This window comes from Paraliomyxa miuraensis (assembly GCF_026337845.1).
Taxonomy (GTDB): Bacteria; Myxococcota_A; Polyangia; order Nannocystales; family Nannocystaceae; genus Paraliomyxa; species Paraliomyxa miuraensis.
This window is the reverse complement of record NZ_JAOVZF010000145.1, coordinates 1-25851: the sequence shown is the minus strand read 5'-3', so window position 1 is coordinate 25851 and position 25851 is coordinate 1. Positions and strand designations below refer to the sequence as shown.

37 protein-coding genes are annotated in these 25851 nt (G+C 70.3%); 1 reads left to right on the top strand and 36 read right to left on the bottom strand.

The genetic code is table 11. The annotated features are described in order from the left end of the window. Positions 1–3 precede the first annotated feature (3 nt). Genes OEB96_RS11840 through OEB96_RS11830 form a run of 3 tightly spaced genes read right to left on the bottom strand, consistent with a single transcriptional unit; the run spans position 4 to position 5104 of the window. Positions 4–1899 carry a DUF4388 domain-containing protein gene (locus OEB96_RS11840; protein ID WP_266215680.1) on the bottom strand — a complete coding sequence of 632 codons (1896 nt, stop codon included), beginning with the start codon at positions 1897–1899 and terminating at the stop codon, positions 4–6. 12 nt (positions 1900–1911) lie between these two features. After that, positions 1912–4467, bottom strand: coding sequence for a replication restart helicase PriA (priA, locus tag OEB96_RS11835; RefSeq protein ID WP_266215679.1), 2556 nt, complete (start codon positions 4465–4467; stop codon positions 1912–1914). Between the two features lie 13 nt (positions 4468–4480). Further along, complete coding sequence (locus OEB96_RS11830; RefSeq protein ID WP_266215678.1) at positions 4481–5104, bottom strand: hypothetical protein; 624 nt, start codon at positions 5102–5104, stop codon at positions 4481–4483. Between the two features lie 187 nt (positions 5105–5291). Between OEB96_RS11830 and OEB96_RS11825 the strand changes: the two genes are divergently transcribed. Beyond that, the gene (locus tag OEB96_RS11825; RefSeq protein ID WP_266215677.1) at positions 5292–7571 is read left to right on the top strand and encodes an RCC1 domain-containing protein; all 2280 of its coding nucleotides are present in this window, start codon (positions 5292–5294) and stop codon (positions 7569–7571) included. A gap of 27 nt (positions 7572–7598) precedes the next feature. Here the strand turns inward: OEB96_RS11825 and OEB96_RS11820 are convergent, their stop codons facing one another. From OEB96_RS11820 to OEB96_RS11660, 33 genes are all read right to left on the bottom strand, one after another. Next, positions 7599–8999 (bottom strand): YncE family protein, encoded by a 1401-nt coding sequence (locus OEB96_RS11820; protein ID WP_266215676.1) that lies wholly within the window; start codon positions 8997–8999, stop codon positions 7599–7601. A 64-nt stretch (positions 9000–9063) separates the two neighbouring features. Then, the gene (locus OEB96_RS11815) at positions 9064–9795 is read right to left on the bottom strand and encodes a hypothetical protein (RefSeq protein WP_266215675.1); all 732 of its coding nucleotides are present in this window, start codon (positions 9793–9795) and stop codon (positions 9064–9066) included. Positions 9796–9806: 11 nt separating this feature from the next. Continuing rightward, positions 9807–10079 carry a hypothetical protein gene (locus OEB96_RS11810; RefSeq protein WP_266215673.1) on the bottom strand — a complete coding sequence of 91 codons (273 nt, stop codon included), beginning with the start codon at positions 10077–10079 and terminating at the stop codon, positions 9807–9809. Further along, positions 10076–10672 carry an EscR/YscR/HrcR family type III secretion system export apparatus protein gene (locus tag OEB96_RS11805; RefSeq protein WP_266215672.1) on the bottom strand — a complete coding sequence of 199 codons (597 nt, stop codon included), beginning with the start codon at positions 10670–10672 and terminating at the stop codon, positions 10076–10078. The genes OEB96_RS11810 and OEB96_RS11805 overlap by 4 nt, the downstream gene beginning before the upstream one ends. Then, positions 10669–10947, bottom strand: coding sequence for a flagellar biosynthetic protein FliO (locus tag OEB96_RS11800; protein ID WP_266215671.1), 279 nt, complete (start codon positions 10945–10947; stop codon positions 10669–10671). Before OEB96_RS11800 ends, OEB96_RS11805 begins: the two co-directional genes overlap by 4 nt. Before the next feature lie 214 nt (positions 10948–11161). Then, positions 11162–11572 (bottom strand): 50S ribosomal protein L17, encoded by a 411-nt coding sequence (rplQ, locus tag OEB96_RS11795; RefSeq protein ID WP_266215670.1) that lies wholly within the window; start codon positions 11570–11572, stop codon positions 11162–11164. Between the two features lie 126 nt (positions 11573–11698). Next, on the bottom strand, positions 11699–12706 hold the full coding sequence (locus OEB96_RS11790; protein WP_266215669.1) for a DNA-directed RNA polymerase subunit alpha: 1008 nt from the start codon (positions 12704–12706) through the stop codon (positions 11699–11701). A 30-nt stretch (positions 12707–12736) separates the two neighbouring features. Next, the gene (rpsD, locus tag OEB96_RS11785; protein WP_266215668.1) at positions 12737–13366 is read right to left on the bottom strand and encodes a 30S ribosomal protein S4; all 630 of its coding nucleotides are present in this window, start codon (positions 13364–13366) and stop codon (positions 12737–12739) included. An 18-nt stretch (positions 13367–13384) separates the two neighbouring features. Then, positions 13385–13774, bottom strand: a complete 390-nt coding sequence (rpsK, locus tag OEB96_RS11780; protein ID WP_266215666.1) for a 30S ribosomal protein S11 — start codon at positions 13772–13774, stop codon at positions 13385–13387. A 23-nt stretch (positions 13775–13797) separates the two neighbouring features. Further along, the gene (rpsM, locus tag OEB96_RS11775; protein WP_266215665.1) at positions 13798–14169 is read right to left on the bottom strand and encodes a 30S ribosomal protein S13; all 372 of its coding nucleotides are present in this window, start codon (positions 14167–14169) and stop codon (positions 13798–13800) included. 3 nt (positions 14170–14172) lie between these two features. After that, entirely contained in the window at positions 14173–14286 is a 114-nt protein-coding gene (gene rpmJ / locus OEB96_RS11770) for a 50S ribosomal protein L36 (protein WP_266215664.1), read from the bottom strand. A 488-nt stretch (positions 14287–14774) separates the two neighbouring features. Then, positions 14775–15413, bottom strand: coding sequence for an adenylate kinase (locus OEB96_RS11765; protein WP_266215663.1), 639 nt, complete (start codon positions 15411–15413; stop codon positions 14775–14777). A gap of 137 nt (positions 15414–15550) precedes the next feature. Beyond that, positions 15551–16867 carry a preprotein translocase subunit SecY gene (gene secY, locus OEB96_RS11760; RefSeq protein ID WP_266215662.1) on the bottom strand — a complete coding sequence of 439 codons (1317 nt, stop codon included), beginning with the start codon at positions 16865–16867 and terminating at the stop codon, positions 15551–15553. 293 nt (positions 16868–17160) lie between these two features. Beyond that, positions 17161–17649 (bottom strand): 50S ribosomal protein L15, encoded by a 489-nt coding sequence (gene rplO / locus OEB96_RS11755; RefSeq protein ID WP_266215661.1) that lies wholly within the window; start codon positions 17647–17649, stop codon positions 17161–17163. A 45-nt stretch (positions 17650–17694) separates the two neighbouring features. After that, positions 17695–17880, bottom strand: a complete 186-nt coding sequence (rpmD, locus tag OEB96_RS11750; RefSeq protein ID WP_266215660.1) for a 50S ribosomal protein L30 — start codon at positions 17878–17880, stop codon at positions 17695–17697. 44 nt (positions 17881–17924) lie between these two features. Further along, positions 17925–18422: a 30S ribosomal protein S5 gene (rpsE, locus tag OEB96_RS11745; RefSeq protein ID WP_266215659.1), complete on the bottom strand. Its 498-nt coding sequence runs from the start codon at positions 18420–18422 to the stop codon at positions 17925–17927. A 5-nt stretch (positions 18423–18427) separates the two neighbouring features. Beyond that, on the bottom strand, positions 18428–18790 hold the full coding sequence (gene rplR, locus OEB96_RS11740; protein WP_266215658.1) for a 50S ribosomal protein L18: 363 nt from the start codon (positions 18788–18790) through the stop codon (positions 18428–18430). A 51-nt stretch (positions 18791–18841) separates the two neighbouring features. Continuing rightward, positions 18842–19381, bottom strand: a complete 540-nt coding sequence (gene rplF / locus OEB96_RS11735) for a 50S ribosomal protein L6 (protein ID WP_266215657.1) — start codon at positions 19379–19381, stop codon at positions 18842–18844. A 14-nt stretch (positions 19382–19395) separates the two neighbouring features. Further along, entirely contained in the window at positions 19396–19791 is a 396-nt protein-coding gene (gene rpsH, locus OEB96_RS11730) for a 30S ribosomal protein S8 (protein WP_266215656.1), read from the bottom strand. A 13-nt stretch (positions 19792–19804) separates the two neighbouring features. Further along, on the bottom strand, positions 19805–20458 hold the full coding sequence (gene rplE / locus OEB96_RS11725; RefSeq protein WP_266215655.1) for a 50S ribosomal protein L5: 654 nt from the start codon (positions 20456–20458) through the stop codon (positions 19805–19807). An 85-nt stretch (positions 20459–20543) separates the two neighbouring features. Further along, a complete protein-coding gene (gene rplX / locus OEB96_RS11720; protein ID WP_266215654.1) occupies positions 20544–20861 on the bottom strand; it encodes a 50S ribosomal protein L24 in 318 nt (105 codons plus the stop codon). Positions 20862–20864: 3 nt separating this feature from the next. Then, complete coding sequence (gene rplN / locus OEB96_RS11715) at positions 20865–21233, bottom strand: 50S ribosomal protein L14 (RefSeq protein ID WP_266215653.1); 369 nt, start codon at positions 21231–21233, stop codon at positions 20865–20867. Further along, positions 21230–21532, bottom strand: coding sequence for a 30S ribosomal protein S17 (gene rpsQ, locus OEB96_RS11710; RefSeq protein ID WP_266215652.1), 303 nt, complete (start codon positions 21530–21532; stop codon positions 21230–21232). Before rpsQ ends, rplN begins: the two co-directional genes overlap by 4 nt. Then, complete coding sequence (gene rpmC, locus OEB96_RS11705) at positions 21529–21783, bottom strand: 50S ribosomal protein L29 (protein ID WP_266215651.1); 255 nt, start codon at positions 21781–21783, stop codon at positions 21529–21531. The genes rpsQ and rpmC overlap by 4 nt, the downstream gene beginning before the upstream one ends. Next, entirely contained in the window at positions 21780–22196 is a 417-nt protein-coding gene (gene rplP / locus OEB96_RS11700; RefSeq protein WP_266215650.1) for a 50S ribosomal protein L16, read from the bottom strand. The genes rpmC and rplP overlap by 4 nt, the downstream gene beginning before the upstream one ends. Positions 22197–22319: 123 nt before the next feature. Continuing rightward, positions 22320–23000 carry a 30S ribosomal protein S3 gene (gene rpsC / locus OEB96_RS11695; protein ID WP_266215649.1) on the bottom strand — a complete coding sequence of 227 codons (681 nt, stop codon included), beginning with the start codon at positions 22998–23000 and terminating at the stop codon, positions 22320–22322. A gap of 19 nt (positions 23001–23019) precedes the next feature. Then, positions 23020–23355 carry a 50S ribosomal protein L22 gene (gene rplV / locus OEB96_RS11690; protein ID WP_266215648.1) on the bottom strand — a complete coding sequence of 112 codons (336 nt, stop codon included), beginning with the start codon at positions 23353–23355 and terminating at the stop codon, positions 23020–23022. Positions 23356–23358: 3 nt separating this feature from the next. After that, a complete protein-coding gene (rpsS, locus tag OEB96_RS11685) occupies positions 23359–23634 on the bottom strand; it encodes a 30S ribosomal protein S19 (protein WP_266215647.1) in 276 nt (91 codons plus the stop codon). A gap of 3 nt (positions 23635–23637) precedes the next feature. Continuing rightward, complete coding sequence (gene rplB, locus OEB96_RS11680; RefSeq protein ID WP_266215646.1) at positions 23638–24465, bottom strand: 50S ribosomal protein L2; 828 nt, start codon at positions 24463–24465, stop codon at positions 23638–23640. Between the two features lie 3 nt (positions 24466–24468). Beyond that, entirely contained in the window at positions 24469–24759 is a 291-nt protein-coding gene (rplW, locus tag OEB96_RS11675) for a 50S ribosomal protein L23 (RefSeq protein ID WP_266215645.1), read from the bottom strand. After that, positions 24756–25427, bottom strand: coding sequence for a 50S ribosomal protein L4 (rplD, locus tag OEB96_RS11670; RefSeq protein ID WP_266215643.1), 672 nt, complete (start codon positions 25425–25427; stop codon positions 24756–24758). The genes rplW and rplD overlap by 4 nt, the downstream gene beginning before the upstream one ends. 11 nt (positions 25428–25438) lie before the next feature. Further along, positions 25439–25750, bottom strand: a complete 312-nt coding sequence (gene rpsJ, locus OEB96_RS11665; RefSeq protein ID WP_266215642.1) for a 30S ribosomal protein S10 — start codon at positions 25748–25750, stop codon at positions 25439–25441. Between the two features lie 10 nt (positions 25751–25760). After that, positions 25761–25851: EF-Tu C-terminal domain-related protein (locus OEB96_RS11660; RefSeq protein WP_323137312.1), on the bottom strand; the 91-nt coding region annotated here is incomplete at its 5' end.

The window sequence follows — 25851 nt, the reverse complement described above, 5'->3', positions numbered from 1 at the left end:
GGGTCAGGGCTCCTCGAGGTAGGCCAGGTAGGCGCTGCGCAGGCCTTCGTCGACCAGGACGTCGCGGGCCTCGTCGAGCAGGTCCCGCAGCTCGTCGAGCTCGGCCCGCAGCTCGGTCCTCACCGCGGGCGGCAGCTCGGGATCGGCAAAGGTACGGCTCACATCGGCGTGGGCTCGACGAACCTCGAGCGCCTCGGCGTCGCGGGGCAAGCCCAGCGCCGCGAAGTAGTCGCCCTCGCGAGCGAGCCGCAGGCGGTCGCGGATCCGGGCGGTGGCGAGCGCGACGGGATCGACGTGAGGCGGAGAGACCAGCGGCGCATCGAGCAGCTCGAGGTGCTCGATCACGTGGAGCAGGTAGACCAGCGCCAGCAGCTCGTGCTCGTCGGTCCCCGGGCGCGCCAGCAGCTCGCGCAAGGGGGTCGTGCCATCGAGCCGCGGGAGCCAGGCCTCCTCGGAGGGGCGCAGGCGCAGGCGCTCGGCCAGGTGCGACGGTCCGCCGAGCACCATCGCCTCCTGGCGCAGGCGGGGGCACCGGTCCGCCCCGTCGAGCCATGTGGTGAGCCGGGCGCTCGACAGGCGCTGGCGCACGCCGTGGGCCAACACGAGCACCACCGGGGCATCGGCCAGCCCGGCGCCCTCGGGCGCCTCGTCGCGCACGAGCTCCCACTGCCCGTCGGGCCAGCCGAACGTGGCTCCCACCAGGCCCGTGAGGTGGTCGCGGAACGCAGCCGGGAGCTCGGATGCATCGAGCAGGCCCGCGCGCACCAGCCGAGCCCCGGCGTTGCCGGGCTCCTCGGCCACGAGCCGGCCCGCGACGTCCCGGCGGTCGCGGGTGATGAGGCCGCGGTGGAGCAGCTCGTCGACGAACCGCTGCGGCCCGTGGGAGCTGGACGCATGCACGAGCTCGCCATCGCGCCACCACACGCGCTCGCACGTGGTCCCGCGCTCGAGCACGAGCACGCCATCGAAGCGCGCGCGGTGGAGCAGCCACAAGAGCCGCGGCACCTCCACGCGATCGAGCGGCCCGCGCTCGTCGATGGGCAGCGGCGCGTGCCGACGGGGGCGCTCCTCGCTGGCGGCCACGGCCGTGGCGTCGTCGATCCGCGCACCGGTCCCATGCCGTGGCCCGTCGTCGTCCCCCAGGCGCTCGGTCGGCTCGCGACGGCCTCGGGCGTGCGCGCCACCCGAGCCGGATCGCAGCGCAGCCTCGGTGCGTGCGAGCGGCAGATCGAGCCGCGCGGCCGCGCCCGCCTCCGGGGCGAGCAGCTCCGGTGGCGTCGCGGGATCGGGCGGGCCCCCGAACGTCCCGCCGCGCTCCTGCTCGACCGGAGGCAGTCCCAGCGCGTCGAGATCGAGGTCGTCGGCCTCGTCGTCGTCGCGCTCGCGCAGGCGCGCCTCGAGCAGGTCGAGCGTGCGGTGGAGCTGACCCAGGACGGCCTCGGTGCCCCCCGTGCGCTCCTCCACCGAGGCGTCGCTGGGCTCGCGCCGCCGAGGAGCCACCGCCCCCGCGTGGCCCGGGGAGGATACGGCGGGGCCTCCGGGGCCGAGCAGCTCCTCGAGCGCCGCCGCGAGGGCCTGATCGGTCGCGGGGGCCTCGAGGAAGTGGTCGGCCCCCATGTCGAGCACGTCGGCGAGATCGCCGGTCGCCCCCGAGAGCGGTCCGTAGAGGGTCACGGGCACCCCCGAGCCGCGACGGGTGCCTCGCAGCGCCACCATCAGGCCGCGCGCATCCACGTCCTCGGCGCACACGACCACCGCCCCGGGGACCTGGCCCCGTGCGATGCGTTGCTCGAGCGCCGAACGGCCAACCACCGCCGCGTCGTAGCCGAGGACCTCGACCCGCGCGAGCAGGTCGGCCCTGCGGGTCGCGTCACCGACGATCAGCACCTCGGGAGCCACGGCCGGCGCAGTCTACAGCATGGTCTGAGGATCCACGTCCACGATCGCCATGGTCTCGCCCTCGCCGCTGCCTTCCACGCCCAGCCACGGGCGCAGCTCGCCCAGCAACCACCGCAGCGGTCCGCGCTGCCGGGCCCGCAGCAGCAGCTGGTAGCGCACGCGACGGTTGATGCGCTCGATCGGCGAGGGCAGCGGCCCCAGCATCATCACCACGGGCGGCGCCGCGGGATCATCGGAGGGATGGGCCGCCCGCACCTGGGCCATCCGGGGCCGCAGCCCGGCCGCCAGCCGCTTGGCTCGCTGCTCGACCGCACCCGCGTCGGTGCCGTGGATCCGTACGAGCGCCAGGTGCCCCGCGGGCGGGTTGCCCAGCGCCTCTCGCCGGGGCAGCTCGTCCTCGGCGAAGCCGAGGTAGTCGTGCTCCGACGCAAACACGATGGCCGGATGCTCGACCTGCCACGCCTGGACCAGCACGCGCCCTGCCACCGCGCCTCGGCCGGCCCGCCCGGCGACCTGCGTCAGCAGCTGGAAGGTGCGCTCGCTCGCGCGCAGATCCGGCAGGCCCAGGCCATGATCGCCCTGCAGCACGCCCACCAGGGTCACGCCGGGAAAGTCGTGCCCCTTGCTCAGCATCTGCGTCCCCACCAGCACGTCGGCCTGGCCGGCTCGGAAGCGGGCCAGGGTCTGCAGGAGCTGGCGGCCGCGGGCCGCGTCGCGGTCGAGCCGCAGCACCCGTAGCCCCGGCAGCGCCTTGGCCAGGGCCAGCTCGACGCGCTCGGTCCCCACCCCGCCGTGCACCAGCTTGGCCGAGCCGCACGAGCGGCACTGCTGCGGCGCCGCCTCGATGTGCCCGCACAGGTGGCACATCATGCGGTGGCGCGACAGGTGGTAGGTCATCGAGGGCGCGCTGCAGTCGGGGCACTGCTGGCGCGAGCCGCAGTCCTCGCACAGGAGATCGGTGGTGAAGCCGCGGCGGTTGAGGAACAGGATCGCCTGCCCGCCGCGGCGCACCGCCTCGTCGACCGCGTCGCGCATGCGGCCGGTGAGCAACGAGGCGGGATCGGGGCGGTGCACGGTGAGCGGAACGAGCTCGACCTGGGGCAGCGGCCGCGGGGTGGGCCGCGACCGCAGCTGCAGCCAGCGATGCCGCCCCTGGCGCGCCAGGGCGAACGTCTCGAGCGCGGGCGTGGCCGAGCCCAGCACGACCGGGATCGACAGCCCCTTGGCGCGCACCAGCGCCACGTCGCGGGCGTGATAGCGCACCCCGTCCTCTTGCTTGAACGAGCCGTCGTGCTCCTCGTCGACCACGATCACCCCCAGATCGGGCACCGGGGCGAACACGGCCGAGCGCGCTCCGATCACGATCGGGCGCCCGCCCGCGCGGATCTGGTGCCATGCATCGAGCCGCTGATGGGGGGTGAGCCCGCTGTGCAGCACCGCCACCTCGTCGCCGAAGCGCGCGCGAAAGCGATCGGCGAGCTGGGGGGTGAGCGCGATCTCGGGAACGAGCACGATCGCCCCCCGCCCCTTGGCGCGCACATGGGCGATGAGCTGGAGGTACACCTCGGTCTTGCCGCTGCCGGTGATGCCGTGCAGCAGCGCGCTGCGAAACTCGCCCGTGTCCACGTCGGCCGTGAGCGTGCGGAGGGCCGAGGCCTGGTCCTCGGTGGGCACCTGCGGCCGATCGGGCGCGGGCGCGGTGGCGAACGGATCGAGCCGCCGCGGGCGCTCTTGCTGGGCCACGAGCGCCGCGACCACCAGCGGGGCGAGCAGCTCGCGCGCGCGGGGAAACGGACCTCGCAGCTCGCCGATGGGCACCCAGCCGTCGTCGTCCGGCGTCCCGTCGACCGCGTCGCGCTGGCCCTCGAGGTAGTCGAGGATCGCTCGCCGCTGCTTGCTGCGCCCGATGTGCTGCTTGAGCCGCTCCTCGTCGGCGGCGCCGCCCCACAGCAGATCGGTGCGACGAAAGCAGCTCTCGGTGCGCATGGGCGAGGCCTCGGCATCGGCCCACGCCAGCGTGCACAGGCCCTGGTCCTGCAGCTCGGAGAGCAGCCGCAGCGGCACGCGCGGGCGCAGCCGCGACAGCCGGGCCACGGGCAGCCCCGACGGCCCCGCCTCGATCAGGGCCTCGAGCACGCGCCGCGCCGGGGCGGTCAGCGGCGCCGCTCCTCGCGACAGCAGCGGACCGGCGAACGCCAGCGCCCGGCGCCCCTCCTCCGTCACATGGGCGGTGCGCGCGTCCGCGTTGCCCAACAGCCCCGGCAGCGCCAGGCGATACGCCTCCCCCACCGGCGCCACGTAGTAGTCGGCCAGCCACTCGCACAGGGTCAGCAGCTCGGCGGTGAGCGTGGGCTGGTCGTCGTCGAGATCGGCCAGCACCTCCTTGAGGCGCTCGGGTGGCGAGGGGTCGTGCTCGCTGCGCACCACCCCCACCAGCGCCCGACTCCCCAGCGGCACCAGCACGCGTCGGCCTGCCGCCGGCGGCTGCTCCCAGTCGTCGGGGACGGCATAGGTGAGCGCACGGTCGAGAGCGACGGGCACGGCCACCGAGACCCGACGGGCGCTCACCGGGCCTGCCCCTTCACCGGGCCCCCGCCATTCGGGCCTCGTCGCGTCGCTGCTGCGGGGTCTGCCGCAGGCTCGCGGCCCGCTCGCGGCGATCGAGCCACAGCTCCACGACCGCTCCACCGAGCAGCACCAGCGCCACCGTCACCGTGCCCCGGCGCGCCCAGCCGAGCCACAGCGCCCCGAGCGACGCCTCGCTGGCATCGATCGCACGGGCCGAGCCCGCCACCACCCCCGCGAGCGCGAGCACGAGCCCCACGCCCACCACTCCCACGAGCAGCAGGCGCGCGATCGAGGACGGACGCCGCGGTGTCGCGCCCAGGCGCCGCCGCGCCACCGTCGAGACCCACCCGAGCCGTCGCGCCAAGGCCGTGACGAGCACGACCAGCAGCCCGGCGAGCCCCAGGCATCCCGCGAGCCACCCGGCCGCCGCCTCCAGCCAGGCCGTCGGCGCGATCGCACCCGGCCGCACGTCGAGCCCGAGCGAGGATGGACCCGCCTCGTGCACGCCATCGAGCCCCGCGGCGAGCAGCAGACCCGCCGCGGCGGGCCAAAGCCACTGCGCCCGCGGCCGCAGCCCAGCCGCCCAGGCGCGACGCCAGCGGGCGGGGCCCGGGGCGAGGGTCCGATCGTCGGCCACTGGCCTGCCGATCTAGCGCAACGCCGTGCGCCCCGCCAACAACCGCCCCAACCCCGTCCGAGCCGCGCCGGGGCCCGATCATCGCGGCCGGCCTTGCGGGTTATCCTCGCGCTCCATGCCTGCGTCCGTACCGCCGTGGTCTCGCTGCCGGTCTCGCTGGTCTCAGTGTCGGTCTCGCGTTGGGCTGGTGCTCTGGTCGTGCTCGCTGGTCCTCCTGCTCGGCTTGGCCCCGGGGCTGGTCACCGGCTGCCGCTCGGGCCCCTCGTCCGCTGGGGGCGGAGGCACCACGCCCCCGGGAGGAGGCGGCCCGACCACGGGGGCCGGCAAGACCGAGGGTCCGGTGGTCGAGGTGGCCGCCGGAGCCGGCCACTCCTGCGCGCGGCGATCGGGCGGCACCGTGTGGTGCTGGGGACGCAACGACTTCGGCCAGCTCGGCGACGGCACCACCACCGATCGCCCGACACCGGTCGCCGTGCTCAACCTCGACGCCGCCATCGCGCTCGCCGTGGGCGACGACCACTCGTGCGCGCTGATGGGCACCGGCCAGGTGATCTGCTGGGGTCGCAACGACTTCGGTCAGCTCGGCGATGGTCGTGGCAGCCCCGGCAGCCCCCGCGCCCCGCGGCCGGTCTCGGTCCGCAACCTGGTCGACGCCACCGCGCTGGCCAGCGGCTCGCATCACGTGTGTGCCGCCCGCAAGACCGGCTCGTTGGTGTGCTGGGGCGACAACCGCCGCCGCCAGCTCGGCAATGAGGGGCGTGCCTCCTACGTGGCCCCGGTGGGCGTGCAGGGCATCAGCGGAGCCCAGCAGCTCGCCGCCGGCGAAGGCCACACCTGCGTGCGTCGGGCTCAGGGCAGCGTGCTGTGCTGGGGTGACGCGCGCCAGGGGCAGCTCGGCGACGGCAGCGACGGCTCGAGCGCGGAACCGAGGGCCGCCGCCGGAACCGAGGGCGCCGTCGATCTCGCGGCCGGCAAGACCCACACCTGCATCGCTCGACCCTCCGGCGAGGTGGCCTGCTGGGGCGCCAACGGAGCGGGCCAGGTCGATGGCAAGCCGGGCAATGCGCTACGGCAGCCCACCAAGGTCGCCGTGGGCGGCATCGTGGCCCTCGCGGCCGGCGAGGGCCATACCTGCGGCCGAGCGGGCGATGGCTCCGTGCGCTGCTGGGGCAGCAACCAGCAGGGACGCCTCGGCGACGGGACCACCGAGGCCCGCTCCGGCCCGGTCAAGGTTGCCGGTCTGGGCCAGATCCAGCAGCTCTCGATCGGCCGCGGCCATACCTGCGCCGTGGCGCGCAACGGCAGCGTGGCCTGCTGGGGTCGCAACGACGGAGGGGCACTGGGCACCGGCGCCCCGGGCCCCGACACGGCGGGCGGAGCCCTGCTCGCCCTCGACGTGACCGACGCGGTGGAGGTGGGCACCGGCCAGGGCTTCTCCTGCGCCCGCCTCCGCTCGGGCCGCGTCGTCTGCTGGGGCGCCAACGAGCAGGGTCAGCTCGGCAACGGTGGCCAGGGCGACGCCCGCCGCCCCGTCGAGGTCGCCGGCCTGACCGATGCGGTCGATCTCGCGGTGGGCCGGGCCCACGCCTGCGCCGTGACCAGCAAGCGCACCGTGTCGTGCTGGGGCGACAACGCCAAGGGGCAGCTCGGCGACGGCAACAAGGCGCCAAGCCGCCGCACCCCGGTGGTGGCCGACGTTCGCGACGCCGTCGAGGTGGCCGCCGGGCGCGAGCACGTGTGCGTGCGGCGAGCGTCGGGCGACGTGCTGTGCTGGGGCAACAACGAGTTCGCCCAAGCCGGCGCCGCGGCGGGAGGCGAGCGCCGCAGCCCGGGGGCGGTCGCCAACCTGCGCGATGCCAAGCAGCTCGCGGCCGGCGGCTCGCACTCGTGCGCCGTACGGCAGAGCGGCAGCGTGGCCTGCTGGGGGCACAACCTCTACGGCCAGCTCGGCAACGGCGCCGGTGCCAAGGAGCTCAACACGCCGCGCCCCGATCCGGTCGCCGTCGCCAAGCTCACCGACGCCGCCGAGGTCCAGCTGGGAGAGCGGAGCTCGTGCGCGCGCCGGCAGACCGGCCAGGTCGTGTGCTGGGGCCGCAACGACGTGGGTCAGCTCGGGGCCGGGACCGAGAGCGACTGGAGCACGCGCGTCCCCGTCAAGGACGTCACCTCGGCCATCAGCCTGGGCATGGGGCCGCAGCAGGGCTGCGTCGCCGCCAGCGCCGGCATGGCCCAGTGCTGGGGTCGCGACGACGTGGGGCTGTTCGGCGGATCCCCCGGCCGTACCCTCCGCACCCCGACCACCGTGCCGGGCATCAGCAAGATCGTGGAGATCGCCCCCTCCGCCACGCACGGCTGTGCGCGGCTCTCCGACGGACGCGTGGCCTGCTGGGGCGACAACAGCCGCGGACAGCTCGGCGACGGCGGGGTCGATCACGAGCCCCGGCCCGTCACCGTGGTGGGCCTTTGATCCGCACCCGCCCGCAACGACCCGGCCTCAGTCGATCGTACGCGAGCCCGCCCCCAGCCCCAGGCGCGCCCACTCCGTGAAGCGCCGCGGGCTGCCGTGCTCCAGGCTCACGATCGAGATCGTGTCCTCTCGCGGATTGGACACATAGGCCTGCTGCCGCGCGGCATCCACCACCACCTCGAATGCGCCCTCACCCACCGCCACCGAGGCCACCTGCCGAAAGCTCCCCAGCGCCACCACGGCCAGCCGCCCCTCGCCCGCACAGGTCACCAGCGCCAGCGCCTCGTCCCCCGGCGGCCGATGGATCGCCAGCACGTTGGGTTGATCGCACAGCGGCTCGGTGTCGAGCAGCGCGTCGACCGGTCGAGCGTCCGGCCCCAGGCGGGTGTCGAGCCGTAGCAGCGCCGCAGGCGTGGTCTGCACCACCAGCAAGCGGTCGCCCACCGCGGGATCCTCGAACGCCAGATCCCCCATGAAGGGACGCCCCTCCACGACCTTGGGATCGAACGCCGTCAGCGACAGCTCTCGCCCGGGCAGCACGAGGTCGAGGCCCGGAGCCACCGTCAGCGCGCGCACGCCCGGAAAGTAGCGCTGCGAAGCGTAGAGGAACGGCCGCGTGCACTCGCGGCTCTCCTGCGAGGGCAGATCCGGATCGCAGGCCCGCACCGCCGCGCCAAAGCCCCCCGCCGGATCTTCGTCCTCGAACGGCGCCTCGCGAAAGAAGCCGCCCTCCACGTCGGCGAGCTCGGGCCCGCGCGGTCCATCGAGGTTGAGCAAGGAGAACGCGCCCCCCAGGATGTGCGGCACGTAGGCGAAGCGAGCGCCCTGATCATCCACGATCACCCGCGCCGGCTCGCCCGGGAGGCGGTCGGAGACCGACGCCCGGATCTCGTGGTCCGCTCCGCAGCGCCCATCCTCGCCCTGGCCGCACTCGAGGATCGGATGCTCGTCACCCGGCAGCACGTCGACCCATGTCACCGACGCGGGGCTGCGCGTGGGCACCAGCAGCCGCAGCGGTCCGTCCGTCCCGGCCGGGCGATCCATGGCCACGTTGCCTGCACCCGTCCCCAGCCGCACCGTGGTGCGTGGGTCGATGAACGCCGCGGGGTCGCACTCGATCGTCGGATCGCCGGCCGCCACCCGGCGACAGGGTCGCGATCCATCTCCGGGCTCTCCCGGCCGCGCCAGCTCGACGTAGAGCGTCTCGAGGTCCACCGCCATCAGCGTCGAGTCGGTCTGCTCGCGATCCCAGTTGCCGTTGGTCACCAGCAGCAGCGGCCGATCGGGAGCAACCGCGAGCCCCGTGGGCTGGCGCAGCGCATCCAGGCTCGGCAGCGCCCCGGGGTCGGGCTGGCAGGCGCTCGCCAGCACGAGCGCCCAGCCAGCCGAGCCGGCACCACGGACCCCGAGCGGACGACCTCGTCGCACGTCCCGCAGCATTGCACGGCCCTGCGATCCTTCGCGACGCCGCCCCTCCATCATCGACCCAGCATCAACCCAGCGGGCCCAGCCCAGGATCCGTTCCCAGCGCCCGCGCGGCCCAGATCGCCTCGTAGGCCGCCCACGAGGCCCCCGTGGCCACGAGTGCCGCCGCCACCCGCAGCCACGGCGCCACCGCCACGGCGGCCGGCCCGGTCACCGCAGGGCCTGCCCCCCATGCACGCGCGCCCAGCTCGGCCACCGCCGCAGCCAGCAAGACCGGTGTCGCCATCGTGAGCGCGAGCAAGACCAGCGCATGGATCAGCCGCCCCGGTGCGGGCATCGCCCCCAGCGACCACCCCAGCGGATCGCCGACCGGCCACGCCTCGAGCAGCCCATGCGCCCCCCGCAGCAGCGGTTGGTGCAGCCCCAGCGAGATCGCGGTCGCCCCGACGAACGCCAGCGTCAGGGCTCGCCATGGCCCCGGAGCGGCGCCCAGCACCCGCGCGCTCTGATCGGCGGCTCCCAGCGCCGCATGTCCCGGCAGCGCCACCACCACCCCGACCAGCGCTCCCAGGCCCAGCTCCGCCAGCGCGGCGCTCCACGGGTCGACCGCCACGGCGACCGGCTCGGCCGTGCTGCTACCCGCCGCGAGCACCACCGCCAGCCCCATCGAGATCGCCCACCACCAGGGCCCCACCGCGCGCCGCCACAGCACCTGGGTCTGCAGCAGCGCCCACCAGCGCAGCGCGACCAACGAAGAGGACCACAGCCACGCCGTCTCGATGCCGTCCATCTCGACCATTTCAGCGGGGCTCAGCGGGCTGCTCGGCCCACCGCGGCCAGCTGCGACCAGGCCTCGGAGGCCAGACCCCGAGCGCCCGCAGCCAGCCCCTCGGCCAAGAGCACCAACCCCAGCAGCACCAAGAGCCCCCGCAGCACCGTCGCCGCCATCGTGTCCCGCAGGCCGACCCGCGCCATCGCCCAGCCCGCCAGCGCGCTGCCCACGAGCGCCACCAGCATCAGCGGCAGCGTGGCCAGCACCGCACGCCCCAGGGCATCCTGGACCAGCGCTCCCAGCTCGCTCACGCGTAGCCCTCCACCAGGCCGCCCACCACCACGTCGAAGCCGCCCACCGCCAGGAACAGCAGCAGCTTGAGCGGCAGCGTCACCAGGCGCCCCGGCGCGTTTCCCATGCCCAGCAGCGTCAGCACCTGTGCGACCACCAGATCCACGATCACCAGCGGCAGCAGGATCAGCACCGCCATGTGCAGCGCCTCGCCCAGCTCGGTCACCAGGAACGCCGGCACCACCGCCCGGGGATCGCCGTCGTCCACCCCCGAGAGCCGAGCGAAGAACCGCAGCTCCTCGGGCGACGCATGGCGCTCCACGAACGAGAGCAGCGGTGCCGCCACGCTCGACCAGCCCGAGCCCTCCGCGCTCGAGATCGCATCGAGCCCCCCGGCCGCGTCGATCGACGCCATCGTCTCCAGCCCCACCGGAGCCATCACCACCCCCGTGATCACCACCGCCAGCGCCGCCGTGGCCGACCACGGCAGCAGCACCTCGGCCCCCAGCCCCACCCGCAGGGCACCGAGCACCACGCTGCTCTTGGTGAACGCCGTCGCCACCACCAGCACCACCGGCATCGCCGCCAGCACCAGCCAGGACTCGGGGCTCACCGCCCGGCCTCCGCCTCGGTGGCCGCGTCCTTCGACCCGGTGGTCAGCTCCGTGAGCAACCGAGGAGCCGCCCCGGGTCCCGTCCCGATGACGAGCCGGCGCCCCTCCAGCTCCACCACGTGCAGCGCCTGCCCGCTCCCGAGCGCCACCGTGTGGCGATGCACGCCCATCCCCGACCGACCGCGCGCCTGGGCCCACAGCCCCAGCAACGCCCCGGCTCCCAGCAGCAACCCCAGCACGGTCAACGAGGTGGCTCCGGCCAGCGCAACGAGCATCACCTCGGACCGTAGGCAGACCCCCGCATCAACGCCAAAAAGCCGCGCAAACGCCCCCGCGCCGGCTCGGAAACAGTCGTCCTGGCGCGCCTCCATCCCTCGCCCGCAATCCCGAGGCCGACCCCAGGCGAACCAAACGCAGCAGGGGCGTCTCCCCGCCGCAGCGGGAAACGCCCCTGTTCGCGCCCATGCGGGCCCGCTCCAGGCCGGTGGCCTACTCGCCCACCAGCTCGATGATCGCCATCCGAGCTGCGTCGCCGGCACGCGGAGCCGTCTTCACGATGCGCGTGTACCCGCCCGCCCGCTCCTTGTAGCGCGGCGCGATCGTGGAGAATAGCTTCTCCAGCACCTCGCGGCTGCGGACCAGCCGGCCCGCCATGCGGTAGGCGTGCACGATGCTCGCCTTCTCGGCCGCCGTGCGCTCTGCCTCGGGCTTGGCCAGCGCTTCCTGGATGCTCAGGCCGCGGGTGATCGTGCGCTCGGCGAAGCGGCGCAGCTCCTTGGCCTTGGCCTCGGTGGTGGTGATGCGCTCGTGCTCGAGCAACGACGTGACCATGTTCCGGTACATGGCCTTGCGATGAGCCGAAGTGCGCCCCAGCGGGCGCCCGGACTTGCGATGACGCATGGCGATTCCTTCTCTCGAAACTCTTCAGTCGGTGGGCCCGGAGCCCAATGCCCCGAAGGGCCTCAATCATGCCCCCTCTGGGGGGCAAGCTGGCTGCCCCGCCACCCCGAGTCGGGGGCGGGCGGCCTAGTCGGCCGCCGGAGGGGGCCCCTGCCAGTTGGGGATCTTCATCCCGAGCGAGAGGCCCATCTGCGCCAGGATCTCCTTGATCTCCTTGAGCGACTTGCGGCCGAAGTTCTTGGTCTTGAGCATCTCGGCCTCGGTCTTCTGCACCAGATCGCCAATGTAGTGGATGTTGGCGTTCTGGAGGCAGTTGGCCGAGCGCACCGACAGCTCGAGCTCGTCGACCGAGCGCCACAGGTACTCGTTGAGCTTGTCCTCCTCGGACGGCTCCACGGCCATGGGCTCCTCGATCTCCTCGCGATTGATGAAGATCGACAGCTGCTCCTTGAGGATCTTGGCCGCGAACGCCACCGCGTCGTCGGGCTTGACCGAGCCGTCGGTCCACACCTCGAGGTTCAGCCGATCGTAGTCGGTCCGCTGGCCCACGCGCGCGTTGGTCACGCGGTAGTTGACCTTCTGGACCGGCGAGAACAACGAGTCGATGGGGATGACGCCGATCGGCGTGCCCTCGGTCTTGTTCTGATCGGCGGTGGCGTAGCCCCGACCCATCGCGACGGTCATCTCCATCTTGAGGTGTCCCTCCTTGGAGAGCGTGGCGATGTGTTGCTCGGGGTCGAGCACCTCCACCCCCGTCGGAGCCTGGATGTCCGAGGCCTTGACGGGCCCCTCACCCTGCTTGTCGATGGTGAGGGTGCGTGGGGTCGCGTCGGTCATCCGCAGGCGCAAGGCCTTGATGTTGAGGATGACGTCGGTGACGTCCTCGACCACGCCTTCGATGGTGGTGAACTCGTGGAGCGCCCCTTCGATGCGAACGGAAGTGACCGCCGAGCCCTGGAGCGAGGACAGCAGCACCCGTCGCAGGCTGTTGCCCAGGGTGATGCCGTAGCCCCGCTCGAGCGGCTCGCAGGTGAACTTGCCGTAGCTTTCGGTGAGCGACTCGATCTCGACCTCGAGCTTCTTGGGTCGAATGAGGTCGCGCCAGTTTCGGGCGATGGTGTTGGGGTCCTGCATGATGCGTGACGCCTCCGAGGACGCGAAGGGTTACTTGGAGTACAGCTCGACGATGAGCTGCTCGTCGATCTCGGCCGCGATGTCCGAGCGGGCTGGCAAGGCGGTGACCTTGCCCTTGAAGTTGTCCTTGTCGACCTCGAGCCACGCGGGGCGCGGGCTCCGATCGCTCTTGGCGATCGCCTCGACGACCTTGGCGACCTTGCGGCTCTTCTCCCGCACCTCGATCACGTCGCCGACGCGCACGAGGTAGGACGGGATGTCGACCCGCTTGCCATTGATGGTGAAGTGGCCGTGGCGGGCGAGCTGCCGGGCCTCGGCGTGGCTGGCGGCGAAGCCCATGCGCAGCACGGCGTTGTCGAGGCGTCGCTCGAGCAGCTGCAGCAGGTTCTCGCCCGTCACCCCCTTCATGCGGGTGGCGCGGAAGTAGTAGCCGCGGAACTGCTTCTCCATCAGCCCATACATGCGCTTGACCTTCTGCTTCTCGCGAAGCTGCTGGCCATAGTCGCTGGGGCGACGACGACGACCCTGGCCATGCTGGCCAGGCGGGTACGGACGGCGCTCGTAGCCGCACTTGGTGGAGAAGCAGCGATCACCCTTGAGGTAGAGCTGCGAGTCCTCCCGGCGGCAGAGGCGACAGACGGGACCGGTGTAGCGAGCCATGAAGAAAGACCTGTGAGGCTAGACCCGGCGCCGCTTGGGCGGACGGCAGCCGTTGTGGGGAATGGGGGTGACGTCCTTGATCGCGGTCACGCGCATGCCCGAGGACTGAACCCCGCGCAGCGCCGACTCGCGCCCCGCTCCGGGGCCGCTGATGCGGATCGAGACGGTCTGCATGCCGTGGTCCTGCGCCCGGCGGCACGCCTCGTCGGCGGCGAGCTGAGCGGCGAACGGCGTGGACTTGCGAGAGCCTCGAAAGCCGCGAACGCCGGCCGAGGCCCATGCGATCACGTTGCCGTTGACGTCGGTCACGCTGACCAGGGTGTTGTTGAACGTGGAGCGGATGTGAACGATCCCCGTGGAGACGTTCTTCTTGACCCGCTTCTTGCCTTGCTGCTTGCTGGTGGCCATGGCGTGGATGAGGGGCTAGCGGACTAGCGCTTCTTCTGCGCCACGGTGGCGCGCTTGGGGCCCTTGCGGGTGCGGGCGTTGGTGTGGGTGCGCTGGCCTCGGACGGGGAGGTTGCGGCGGTGACGAAGGCCGCGGTAGCACCCGAGGTCCATCAGTCGCTTGATGCTCATCTGCACGTCGCGGCGAAGGTCGCCCTCGACGCGATGGCTGGCCTCGATCGCCTGGCGGATCGCGCTGACCTGCTCGTCGGTGAGGTCGTCGGTACGGACCGAGGGACCCACCCCCGACTCGGAGAGGATCTGGGCGGCGGTCGCACGACCGACCCCGAAGATATAGGTGAGCGCAACCTCGATCCGCTTGTTGCGGGGAAGATCGACGCCTGCGATGCGTGCCATGGTCTAGCCTTGCCTCTGCTTGTGCTTGGGGTTCTCGCAGATGATGCGCACGACTCCGCGGCGACGGATCACCTTGCACTTCTCACAGATCTTCTTGACGCTCGCTCTGACTTTCATGGCGGTGACTCGTGGTCGGGATGTGTCGTCGAGTGGAGGCGGCGGGCTTGCTGATTCGCAGTCGTGGGGTGCTTCAGGGGTCGGCCACGATCCCGATGATGGTTCCGCGACCGGGGTCGAGTCGGGCTCGGCGGACCATCACCGTGCTGCCCATGCGAATCGGTCGGGCGAGCCGACCGAGCTCCTCCGAGCGGCCGGCGAGTATCACGGTTCCGTCGGAGATTTGAAGCCTAAAAAGTTGCTGAGGGAGCTCGGCCGTCACGGTCGCCAGGACCGTGTCCAAAGCCGTGGTTCTCATTCCTCTACCCGCCTCCCGGGGTTTGGGAGCCGCGGAGCATGCCACCGCGCGTCGCGTTCGTAAAGGCGCTGGTGGGTTGATCAATTCTCAGTTGGAAAACGCACAGCTGGGGTGTCTTCGCGCGATCCCCGATTTACGGGGGGATGTACGGATGTACGGGGATGCACGAGGGGGAGGTCCGCGGGCCCCGCTACATCACCGCCATGATGCGGGTGAAGACCTCCTCGGGATCGCCGACGCCGTCGACGGCGACCACCACGCCCTTTTGCTGGTAGTGGGCGATGACCGGGCGCGTCTCGCTGTCGAACTTGGCCAGGCGCTCGCGCACCTTCTCCGGGGTGTCGTCGCTGCGCTGGTAGAGCGCCTCGCCGGTCACGTCGCAGCGCTCGTCCACCTTCGGGGGGTTGTACTCGATGTGGTAGACGTGCCCGCTGGGCGACATCCGGCGGCCCGTCACGCGCTCCTCGATGAGCTCGAACGGCACCTGGAGGTCGATGACCTTGTCGATGGTGACCACGGCGTCGAGGGCGTCGGCCTGCGGCATGGTGCGCGGGAAGCCGTCGAGCATGAAGCCCGCCTTGGCCTCGGGGGTCTGCAGCGCCTCCTCGAGCAGGTCGATGACCAGGTCGTCGGGCACGAGCTGGCCGGCATCCATGAAGCCCTTGGCCTTCTGGCCCAGCGCAGTGCCCTCCTTGACCGCGGCGCGCAGCAGGTCGCCCGTGCTGATGTGGGCGTAGCCCAGCTGATCCTTGAGCTTCTTGGCCTGCGTCCCCTTGCCCGAGCCGGGGGCTCCGATGAGGATGATCCCCTTCGATCGATCGTCGCTCATGGCCGGCCTTATAGCGCTGGGCGGGGGTGACATCGAGGGGAGCCCGCGTGCGGATCACAGCGTCCCGTGAACCTCGTGGCGCCGCCGCATGCGCCTCTGACGCACCGCTCGAGGTGTTCCCCTACCCTGCCGGCCGCCTACCCGCGCCGCCCGCGAATCCGAGGCCCGCGTGGCCCTGCGAAGCCCTCGTAGGACCGGGTGACCAGGTGGCTCTCGATCTGCTGCGCGGTATCCAGGGCCACGCCCACCACGATGAGCAGCGAGGTGCCGCCGTAGTAGAACGGTACGTCGAACTTGGTCTGCAGGAACGTGGGCAGCACGCACACCGCCGAGATGTACCAGGCGCCCACGAACGTCAGCCGGTTGAGCACGAAGTCGATGTACTCCGCCGTCCGCTTGCCCGGCCGAATGCCCGGCACCGAAGCATTCTGCTTCTTGAGGTTGTCGGCCACGTCGGTCGGGTTGAACTGGATCGCCGTGTAGAAGTACGTGAAGAACACGTTCAGCGCGACGTAGACCGTGATGTACTTCCAGCCGTCGTACGAGAGCGCGCTCGAGAACGCCTGCAGCCACTCGTTCTGCGTCATCCCGGCGATCTGGTTGGGGAACATCAGGATCGAGCTGGCGAAGATCGGCGGGATCACGCCCGCGCTGTTGATCCGCAGCGGCAGGTAGTTGGCGTTGCCGTCGAACATCCGGCGGCCCTGCACGCGCTTGGCGTACTGCACCGTGATGCGACGCTGCCCGCGTTCCATCACCACGATGAACGCGATCACCAGGATCGCCATCACCAGCAGGATGGCCAGCGTCATCGGCCCGAATGCCTCCGGATCGTCCTGCTGCTTCTGGAACAGCTGGTAGAGCGCCAGCGGCAGGTTCGCGATGATGCCCGCGAAGATGATGAGCGAGATGCCGTTGCCGATGCCGCGCTCGGTGATCTGCTCGCCCAGCCACATCAAGAAGATGGTGCCGCCCGTCAGCGTCAGCACCGTCTCGAGCTGGAAGCCCAGGCCCGGGTCGAGCACCAGGGTCTGGCCGGCCGAGTTCTGCGACTCGAGCCAGCTGGCCATGAAGTAGCCCTGCACCAGCGCCAGCCCCACCGTGCCGTAGCGGCTGTACTGGTTGATCTTGCGGCGGCCGGTCTCGCCCTCCTTGGACAGCTGCTCGAGCCGCGGGATGACCACCGTCATCAGCTGCATGATGATGCTGGCGCTGATGTACGGCATGATGCCCAGCGCAAACACCGAGAGCTGCTCGAGCGCGCCGCCGCTGAACATGTTGAAGTAGCCGAGGAAGCCACCGTCGCCCTGGTTGACGATCTCGGACATGACCTTGCGGTCCACGCCCGGCACGGCGATGAACACGCCCAGGCGGTAGACCGCCAGCATCATCAAGGTGAACAAGACCCGCTTGCGCAGCTCGGGCAGCTTGAAGATGTTGATGATGATGCCCATCCCGTGGTCCTCGTACGTCTGCTGGCCGGAGGGTGGTCGGACCCTCGGCGACGGCACGGCGGCCGCCCTTGGCGAGCACGCGACCATACCCTACGCCGCGTGCGATGACATCTGACCGGCCCGGCGCCCCCGATAGGAGTCCCGTGGAAATGGGGCCGGGCGCGACCGAATGCAAACGGGGGCCGCGCTTCGGCCGGCGCGTCCCCCGCAGGAAATCTCTCGAGCAGCTGCCGACTCCGTGGCCCGGCTCTTGGGCCCAGGCCCCAGAATCCGGCCGAGTCTTGGCCGGACCGCTACTCGGCGTCGGCCGGAGCCTCGGCGCCTTCGGCCGCCTCGGCGATCAGCTCCACCGTGCCCCCCGCGCCCTCGACCTTGGCCCGCGCCGACTCACTGATCCGGTGCACCTTGATGGTGAGCTTGGTCTTGAGCTCGCCCGTGCCCAGCAACTTGATGACGTTGGCCTTCTTGGGGACCAAGCCCAGCTCGTGCAGCAGCTCGGGGGTGACCTCGGTGCCGGCCTCGAGCTTGCCCTCGAGCAAGCCCACGTTGATGCCGTGCACCTCGATGCGATGGATGTTGACGAAGCCGCGCTTGGGCACGCGACGGTGGATCGGGAGCTGGCCGCCCTCGAACGCCGGCGACATCTTGGTGCGCCGCGCGAGCTGGCCCTTCATGCCGCGCCCGGAGGTCTTGCCCCGGTGCGACCCGATGCCGCGACCGATGCGTTGCTTCTTCTTGCGTGCCCCCGGGGGAGGCGTGAGCGTATGGAGCGTGGTGCCCATCTCGGACCTCGTTCGCTTGCTGCTGGTTCGGCTGCCGGTCCCCCGCTACTGGGCGGGCTCGACGACCACCAAGTGCTGGACCTTGCGGATCATGCCGCGGATGGCGTGGGTGTCTTCCACCACCACCGAGTGATTGAGCTTGCGCAGACCAAGACCGAGCACCGTCCGCTTCTGCGTCTGCGGCCGATCGATCGTGCTGCGCACCAGGGTGACCTTGAGCTTGTCCGCCATGGTGGTTCTCCCGTGGGGTCGGCGTGGGATCGGGCCCAAGGGCCCTAGCCCATCATCTCCTGCACGCTCATCCCACGCCGCAGCGCCACCTGCTCGGGGCTGCGCAGCGACTTGAGGGCGTTCATCGTGGCGTGGATGACGTTGAGGTGGTTGTTGGTCCCGATGCACTTGGAGAGCACGTCGTGGATGCCGGCGCACTCCACCACGGCGCGGACCGGGCCACCCGCGATGACGCCGGTACCCGGCGCGGCCGGACGCAGCAGCACGCGACCCGCCCCATGCTCCCCGAGGATCTCGTGCGGGATGGTCGGCCCCGACAGCGGGACCTCGAAGATGTTGCGACGGGCGTACTCGTTGGCCTTGCGAATGGCCTCGGGCACTTCCTTGGCCTTGCCGTGACCCATGCCGACCCAACCGTGCTCGTTGCCCACCACCACGATGGCGGTGAACGAGAAGTTTCGGCCGCCCTTGACCACCTTGGCCACGCGGTTGATGTAGACGACGCGATCGACGAGATCGCCCAGGCTTTCGATATCGACCATGGCCATCAGAACTCCAGCCCCGCCTCGCGGGCAGCGTCGGCCAGGGCGCTCACCCGACCGTGGTAGGCGTAACCGTTGCGGTCGAAGACCACCCGGGTGATGCCCTTGTCTTGGCAAGCCTTGGCGATCGCGGCGCCCACGACCTTGGCCTCCTCTTGCTTGGACTTGTCCTTGAGCTCGTCGGCGAGCGACTTGCTCAGGGTGGACACGACCGCGAGCGACGACGACGACGCGTCATCGATCACCTGGGCGTAGATGTGCTTGCTGCTACGGAAGACGGTCAGCCGCGGCCGCTCGGCCGTGCCGCTCACCTTCTGACGGATCCGTCGCTTGCGACGGTTGCGGGTGTCGATCTTGTCGTTCGACATGGGTGCCTCTCGTTTGGCAACGGGTGTCGCGGGTCCGTGCAGGCCAGGAGCCTACTTCTTACCGCGCTTGCCTTCCTTGCGGATGATCCGCTCGTTCTCGTACTTGACGCCCTTGCCCTTGTAGGGCTCCGGCGGCCGGAAGGCTCGGATGTCGGCTGCCGCCTGCCCCAGCACCGACCGGTCGGCGGCGGTGAGCACCAGCTTGCCTTCCTTGGTCACCTCGGCGGTGACCCCGGCCGGCAGCGGATAGCTGATCGGGTGCGAGAATCCGAGCGTGAGGTCCACGTTTTGGCCCTTGACCGCGGCACGATAGCCGACGCCGGTGATCTCGAGCGTGCGCTTGAATCCCGAGCCGCAGCCGTTGACGAGGTTGGCCGTGCGTGCGCGGGCCATGCCGTGCATGGCCCGGTGCGTGCGGCTGTCGCTGGCGCGGTTGAAGCGAATCTCCGAGCCCTCGTGGGTGAACGAGATGCCCTCGGGCACCGTGAAGCTCAGGCTCCCCACGGGACCCTTCACGGAGATCGTCTGCCCCTGGGTCGTCACCGTGACTCCCTTGGGAACCGTGATGGGTGCATTGCCGATGCGTGACATGGCGCGTTGCCTTCCTACCAGATGCTGCAGATGAGCTCACCACCCACGCCCGCCTTGCGGGCCGCGCGGTCGGTCATCAGTCCCTTGGAGGTGCTCACGATCATGATGCCCAGGCCGTTGCGGACCTTGGGAATGTCGCCGCACCGTGCGTAGCGCCGCTGGCCGGGCCGACTGACCCGCCGCAGCCCCTCGATGGCAGGCTGTCCGGCGTGCCACTTGAGCTTGATGTCGAGAAAACCCTGCGGGCCCTCGTGACGGCGCGAATAGGTGTCGATGTAGCCCTCCTCCTGGAGGATCTCGACGATCCGCTGCTTGACGGACGACGCGGGGACCGCCAGCGAATCGTGTCCCGCGGTCATCGCGTTGCGGATGCGGCTGAGCATGTCGGCGATGGGATCGGTCATGGACATTGCGATGTCTCCGTCAGGCGGCGCGGAAGGGCACTCCGAGCTGGGTGAGCAGGGCCCGGCCCTCCTCGTCGGTCTTGGCGCTGGTGTGCACGCAGATGTTCATGCCCGGTACCTTGTCCAGCTTCTCGATGTCGACCTCGGGGAAGATCAGCAGCTCGCGGATGCCGAGGGTGTAGTTGCCACGGCCGTCGAAGGCCTTGCGGCTCACGCCGCGGAAGTCACGGGTACGGGGCAGGGCCACGGTGAGCAGCCGATCGAGGAACTCCCACATCCGGGGTCCCCGCAGGGTCACCATGCAGCCGATCTTCATGCCCTCGCGCAGCTTGAACGTGGCGATCGACTTCTTGGCCCGCGTCACCACCGGCCGCTGGCCGGTGATGTTGCCCAGGCTCTCGAACGCCTGCTCGAGCAGCTTGGGGGTCTTGAGGGCCTCGCCGAGGCCGATGTTGAGCACGACCTTCTCCACGCGTGGCACCTCGAAGGGGTTCTTGTAGCCGAACTCCTTGAGCAACCAGGGTCGAACGTTCTGCTCGTACTTGCCGAGCAACCGCGGCCGGTCGCTCTCGCTGCGCCGCAGCGGCTTCTCTTGGAGCCGTCGGAACTTGTAGGGGAAGCCGATTTCCTTCTTCTTCTTTTGGGTCGGGGCCCCGCGCTGTGCCTTCGCCATCGGTATACCGAACCCTTCCTCCGCGAATGCGGCAAATTGGCCTGCGGCTGACTAGAGCCTTCGGCAAAAACGGCCAGAGGTGAAACTACTTGTCGATCTGCTCCCCCGACTTCACCGCCACGCGCACGCGCTGACCCGTCTCGAGGGTCTTGATGCGCACGCGGGTCGGCTTTCCCGTCTCGGGGTCGGCGAGCATGACGTTGGAGATGTGGATGGGCGCTTCCTTCTTGATGCGCCCGCCTTGCGGGTTCTGCTGGCTGGGCTTGACGTGCTTGGTGCGGACGTTGACGCCCTCCACCACCACCTTGCTGGCCCCCGGGGACACGCTCAGCACGCGGCCTCGCATGCCCTTGTCCTTGCCGGCCACCACGACGACGGAGTCGCCTTGCTTGACGCGCTGCATGGCCTAGAGCACCTCCGGCGCGAGGCTGATGATCTTGAGGAACTTCTTGGCCCGGAGCTCGCGCGCCACCGGTCCGAAGATGCGGGTCCCGATCGGCTGCTTCTGGGCGTCGATCAGCACCGCGCTGTTGGTGTCGAAGCGGATCAGGCTTCCGTCGGGGCGGCGCAGACCCTTGCGGGAGCGCACGATCACCGCCTTCATCACCGAGCCCTTCTTGACCTTGGAGTTGGGCAGCGCGTCGCGGATGCTCACCACGATCACGTCGCCCACGTTGGCGTAGCGCCGCTTGGAGCCGCCGAGCACCTTGATGCAGGCGACCTTGCGCGCACCGGAGTTGTCCGCCACGTCGAGGACCGACTGAACCTGGATCATACGACCGGTGCCCTTTCCGTGACGGCCTGCAGCCGCCAGCGCTTGTCGCGGGACATGGGCCGCGACTCGATGATGCGAACGGTGTCGCCGATGCGCGCCTCGTTGCGCTCGTCGTGCGCCTTGTACTTGACCCGCTCGTTGACGTACTTGCGGTACTGCGGGTGGCGGTAGCGGCGCATGACCTGGACGACGATGGTCTTGTCCATCTTGTCCGACACGACCGTTCCCACGAGCACCCGGCGGTGTCGCTCGAGACGCCCGCCGTCCGCCTCATTGGCCTGATTGCTGCTGTCGCTCATGCCGTCGCTTCCTCCCCGGACCCGCCCGCTACATCGCGATCGGTATCGCGATGGGAGGCCAGGCCGAGCTTGCGCTCGTGAAGAATGGTCTTGACGCGCGCGATGTCCTTCTTGATGCGGGAGAATTGCGCCGTGTTCACGGCGCGCTGGGCCGCCCGCGCGACCTCGAGCTTGATGAGCTTGTCGCGAAGCTCGCTCTCGAGCTCGTGCAGCTCCTCGTCGGACTTGTCCCTGATCTCGGAGGTCTTCATTGGCCTGCCTCTCGCTTGATGAAGCGCGTGTGGATGGGCAGCTTGTGGTGGGCACGAAGGAACGCACTGCGTGCGAGCTCCTCGGACACCCCCTCGATCTCGTAGAGCACCCGGCCGGGGCGCACGACGGCGACCCAGAACTCCGGGGCGCCCTTGCCCTTGCCCATGCGGGTCTCGGCGGGCTTCTTGCTGACCGGCTTGTCCGGGAAGATGCGGATGTAGAGCTTGCCGCCGCGCTTGACGTGACGGTTGATGGCAATACGAGCCGCCTCGATCTGTCGCGCCGTCAACCAGCCGCACGAGGTCGCCTGCAGCCCGAAGTCACCGAAGCTGACCCGGTCACCGCCCTTGGCGCGGCCTGTCATGCGGCCCTTGTGGACCTTGCGGTACTTGACCCTGGATGGAGAGAGCATCGTTCGTTTCCCGTGGTTCTAGGGAAGGAAGGGTGAGAAGGCCCCGCGGCGTGGATCCGGCCCCCTTGGGGGCACCTGGTCGGTCGTCCGGCTACCGGTGGATGCGGGGGATGGCGCAGTGCGTCAGCGCTGCGGCACGGGGCGTGGGAAGCGGGCGTCGCCAGCGTTGCCGCCGCGGTGGTCGTAGACCTCGCCCTTGAAGATCCAGCACTTGACGCCGATGGTCCCGGCCGAGGTCAGCGCCTCGTGGAAGCCGTAGTCGATGTCGGCGCGCAGCGTGTGCAAGGGAATCCGCCCCTCGCGGTACCACTCGCGACGCCCCATCTCGGAGTTGCCCAGGCGCCCGGCCGCGTTGACCCGGATGCCCTTGGCCCCGAACTTCATCGCGGTCTGCACCGCCCGCTTGAGCGCGCGGCGGAACGCGATGCGACGCTCGAGCTGCTGGCAGATGTTCTCCGCCACGAGCTGCGCGTTGACCTCGGCCTTGCGCACCTCCTGGATGTTGAGGAACACCTCCGACTCGGTCATCTTCTGGACCTTCTTCTTGAGGCCCTCCACGCCGGCGCCACGCTTGCCGATCACGATGCCCGGGCGCGCGGAGAAGATGTTGATCTTCACCTTGTTGGCGGCGCGCTCGATGGTGATCTCGGAGATGCTGGCGTTCATCAGCTCGCGCTTGAGGAAGCGGCGGAGCTTGAGATCCTCGTGCAGCCACTGACGGTACTTCTGGTCCTCGAACCACTTCGAGTTCCAGGTCTTGACGATGCCGAGGCGAAACCCGACCGGGTGCGTCTTGTGAGCCATGGTGAGTGAGTCCTGAGGTCTAGCCTTCGGCGGCCGCCAGCTCCACGAACACGTGGCTGGTCTTCTTGAGGATGCGGGTGGCACGGCCCTGGGCGCGTGGGCGCCAGCGCTTGAGGGTGGGCCCCTGGTCGACGGTGACGGTGCGAACCACCAGGTCGTCGACCTCGGCATCGCCCCGGTCCTCGGCATTGGCGACGGCCGAGACGAGGAGCTTGAACATCTCCCGCGAGCCCGACTTGTTCATGAACCGCAGGGTGTTGATGGCGTGGTCGACCTTCTGGCCGCGGACCAGCTTGGCGATGACCCGCAGCTTGCGCGGCGCAATGCGGACGTGGCTGAGGCGTGCGGTGGCCATGGTCTATCGCTTGCCCTTGCGGTCGGCGGCATGGCCACGGAAGGTGCGCGTGGGCGCGAACTCCCCCAGCTTGTGACCGACCATGTTCTCGGTGATGTACACCGGGATGAACTTGTTGCCGTTGTGGACCATGATGTTGGCGCCCACGAACTGCGGCAGGATGGTGGAGCGGCGGGACCAGGTCTTGACCGCGCGGCGCCCCTTCTCGGCGAGCGCGGCCTCGACCTTCTCGAGCAGGTGGGCGTCGACGAACGGGCCCTTCTTGACGGAACGGGGCATCGCTTACTTCCTCCCCCGACGGGTGACGATGAAGACCTGAGTGCGCTTGTTCTTGCGGGTCCGAAGGCCCTTGGTGGGCTTGCCCCACGGGGTGCGGGGGTGACCGCCGCCCGAGGTTCGGCCCTCACCACCGCCCATGGGGTGGTCGACCGGGTTCATGGTGACGCCGCGGTTGTGCGGGCGCCGGCCCAGCCAGCGGGTGCGGCCCGCCTTGCCGATCTTGATGTTGCCGTGCTCGGAGTTGGACAGCGAGCCCACCGTGGCCCGGCAGTCGGCGTGCACCTTGCGGACCTCGCCCGAGGGCAGGCGCACCATGGCCCAGTCGCCGTCGCGAGCCATCAGCCGCGCCACCGCACCCGCGGTGCGCACCAGCTGCCCGCCGCCGCCGATCTTGAGCTCGATGTTGTGGATCTCCGTGCCTGACGGCATCGCGCGCAGCGGCAGCGAGTTGCCGGCGGTGATGTCGGCGTCGCGGCTCGAGATGATGGTGCTGCCCACCTTCACGCCGTTGGGCGCGAGGATGTAGCGCTTGTCACCATCGGCGTAGTGGACCAGCGCGATGTAGCAGGTGCGGTTGGGATCGTACTCGATGGAGGCGATCTTCCCGGGCACCCCGTACTTGTCGCGCCGAAAGTCGATCTGACGGTAGAGCCGCTTGTGGCCGCCGCCGCGGAACCGCGAGGTGATGCGACCATTGGCGTTGCGACCCGTGGCGCTGTGCCGGAAGCTCACCAGCTTCTTGAGCGGACGCTCGGCCGTGACCGCGGCGCGGTCGCTGGCCGTCATGTTGCGCCGGCCAGGAGAGGTCGGCTTGTACTTCTTGATGCCCATGGCCTACTCCTCTCCGTAGAGATCGATGGAGTCGTCGGGATGGAGGGTGACGACGGCCTTCTTCCAGGAGCGCTTGCGGCCCCAGAACTGACCCACCCGCTTGAGGTCGCCGCGCACCACCTGGGTGCGGACCGTCCTCACGCGAACGCCGAACACCATCTCGATCGCCTTGCGGATCTCGATCTTGTTGGCGCCCTTGGCCACCTCGAAGGTGTACTGGTTGTCGTTGGCCTGCTGGTCCGTGGTCTTCTCGGTGACCACCGGCCGCAGGATCACCTGCTGCGGAACGCTCATGCCGCACCTCCCTCGGAGCTCTCGGAGATCTCCGCCCCAGCGGTCGCCTTGGTCAGACGAGCCTCGACCGCACGCAGGCTCGCCTCGGACATCACCAGCTTGGGGTGGCGAAGGATGTCGTAGACGTTGAGCCCGCGGACGTCGAGGAAGTTGGCGTCGGCCAGGTTGCGGGAGGACAGCTGCAGCCAGCGGTTGTCACCGCCGTCGACCAGCAGCGCCTTCTCGGCCTGGAGCTTGGACAGCGCCTGCGCCAGCGCCTTGGTCTTCACCTCGGGCCCGGTCAGCTCCTTGACCACCACGAGGTCGCCGGCCTTGGCGCGAAGGCTGAGCGCCGAGCGCAGCGCACCCGCACGGGCCTTCTTGTTGACCGACAGCACGTACTTGTGGGGCTTGGGTCCGTGCACCACGCCGCCGCCGCGGAACACGTTGGCGCGCCGCGAGCCGTGACGGGCGTTGCCCGTGCCCTTTTGCTTGTAGAGCTTGTCCTTGGTGCGGGCGATCTCGGCGCGGCCCTTGGTGTTGGCCGTGCCTGCGCGCTTGGCCGCGCGCTGCATCCGGACGACCTCCCACAGCAGGTGCTCCTTGACGTCGGCCGCGAACACGTCGTCGGCCACGTCGAGCTCCCCCACGGGGGCTCCGGTCAAGTCCACTACGCTCAGCTTCGCCATGGGTAGGGTCCTCAGCTGGTCTTGATCTCGACGTCCACGCCCGCCGAGAGGTCGAGCTTCATCAGGGCGTCGAGGGTCTGCTTGTTGGGCTCGAGGATGTCCAGCAGCCGGGTATGGGTGCGGATCTCGAACTGCTCGCGGGACTTCTTGTCGATGAACGGCCCGCGAAGCACGGTGTACTTGTTGATCTTGGTCGGCAGCGGGATCGGCCCCGCCACGCGCGCCCCGGTGCGCCGTGCGGTGTCGGCGATCTCCCGCGACGACTGATCGAGCAGCTTGTGATCGTAGGCCTTGAGCCGAATCCTGATCTTGAGGTTGTCCACGGTCGTTCCCCTACTCGATGATCTTGGTGACCACGCCGGCGCCGACGGTGCGACCGCCCTCGCGGATCGCGAACTTCAGCCCGTCCTCGCACGCGATCGTC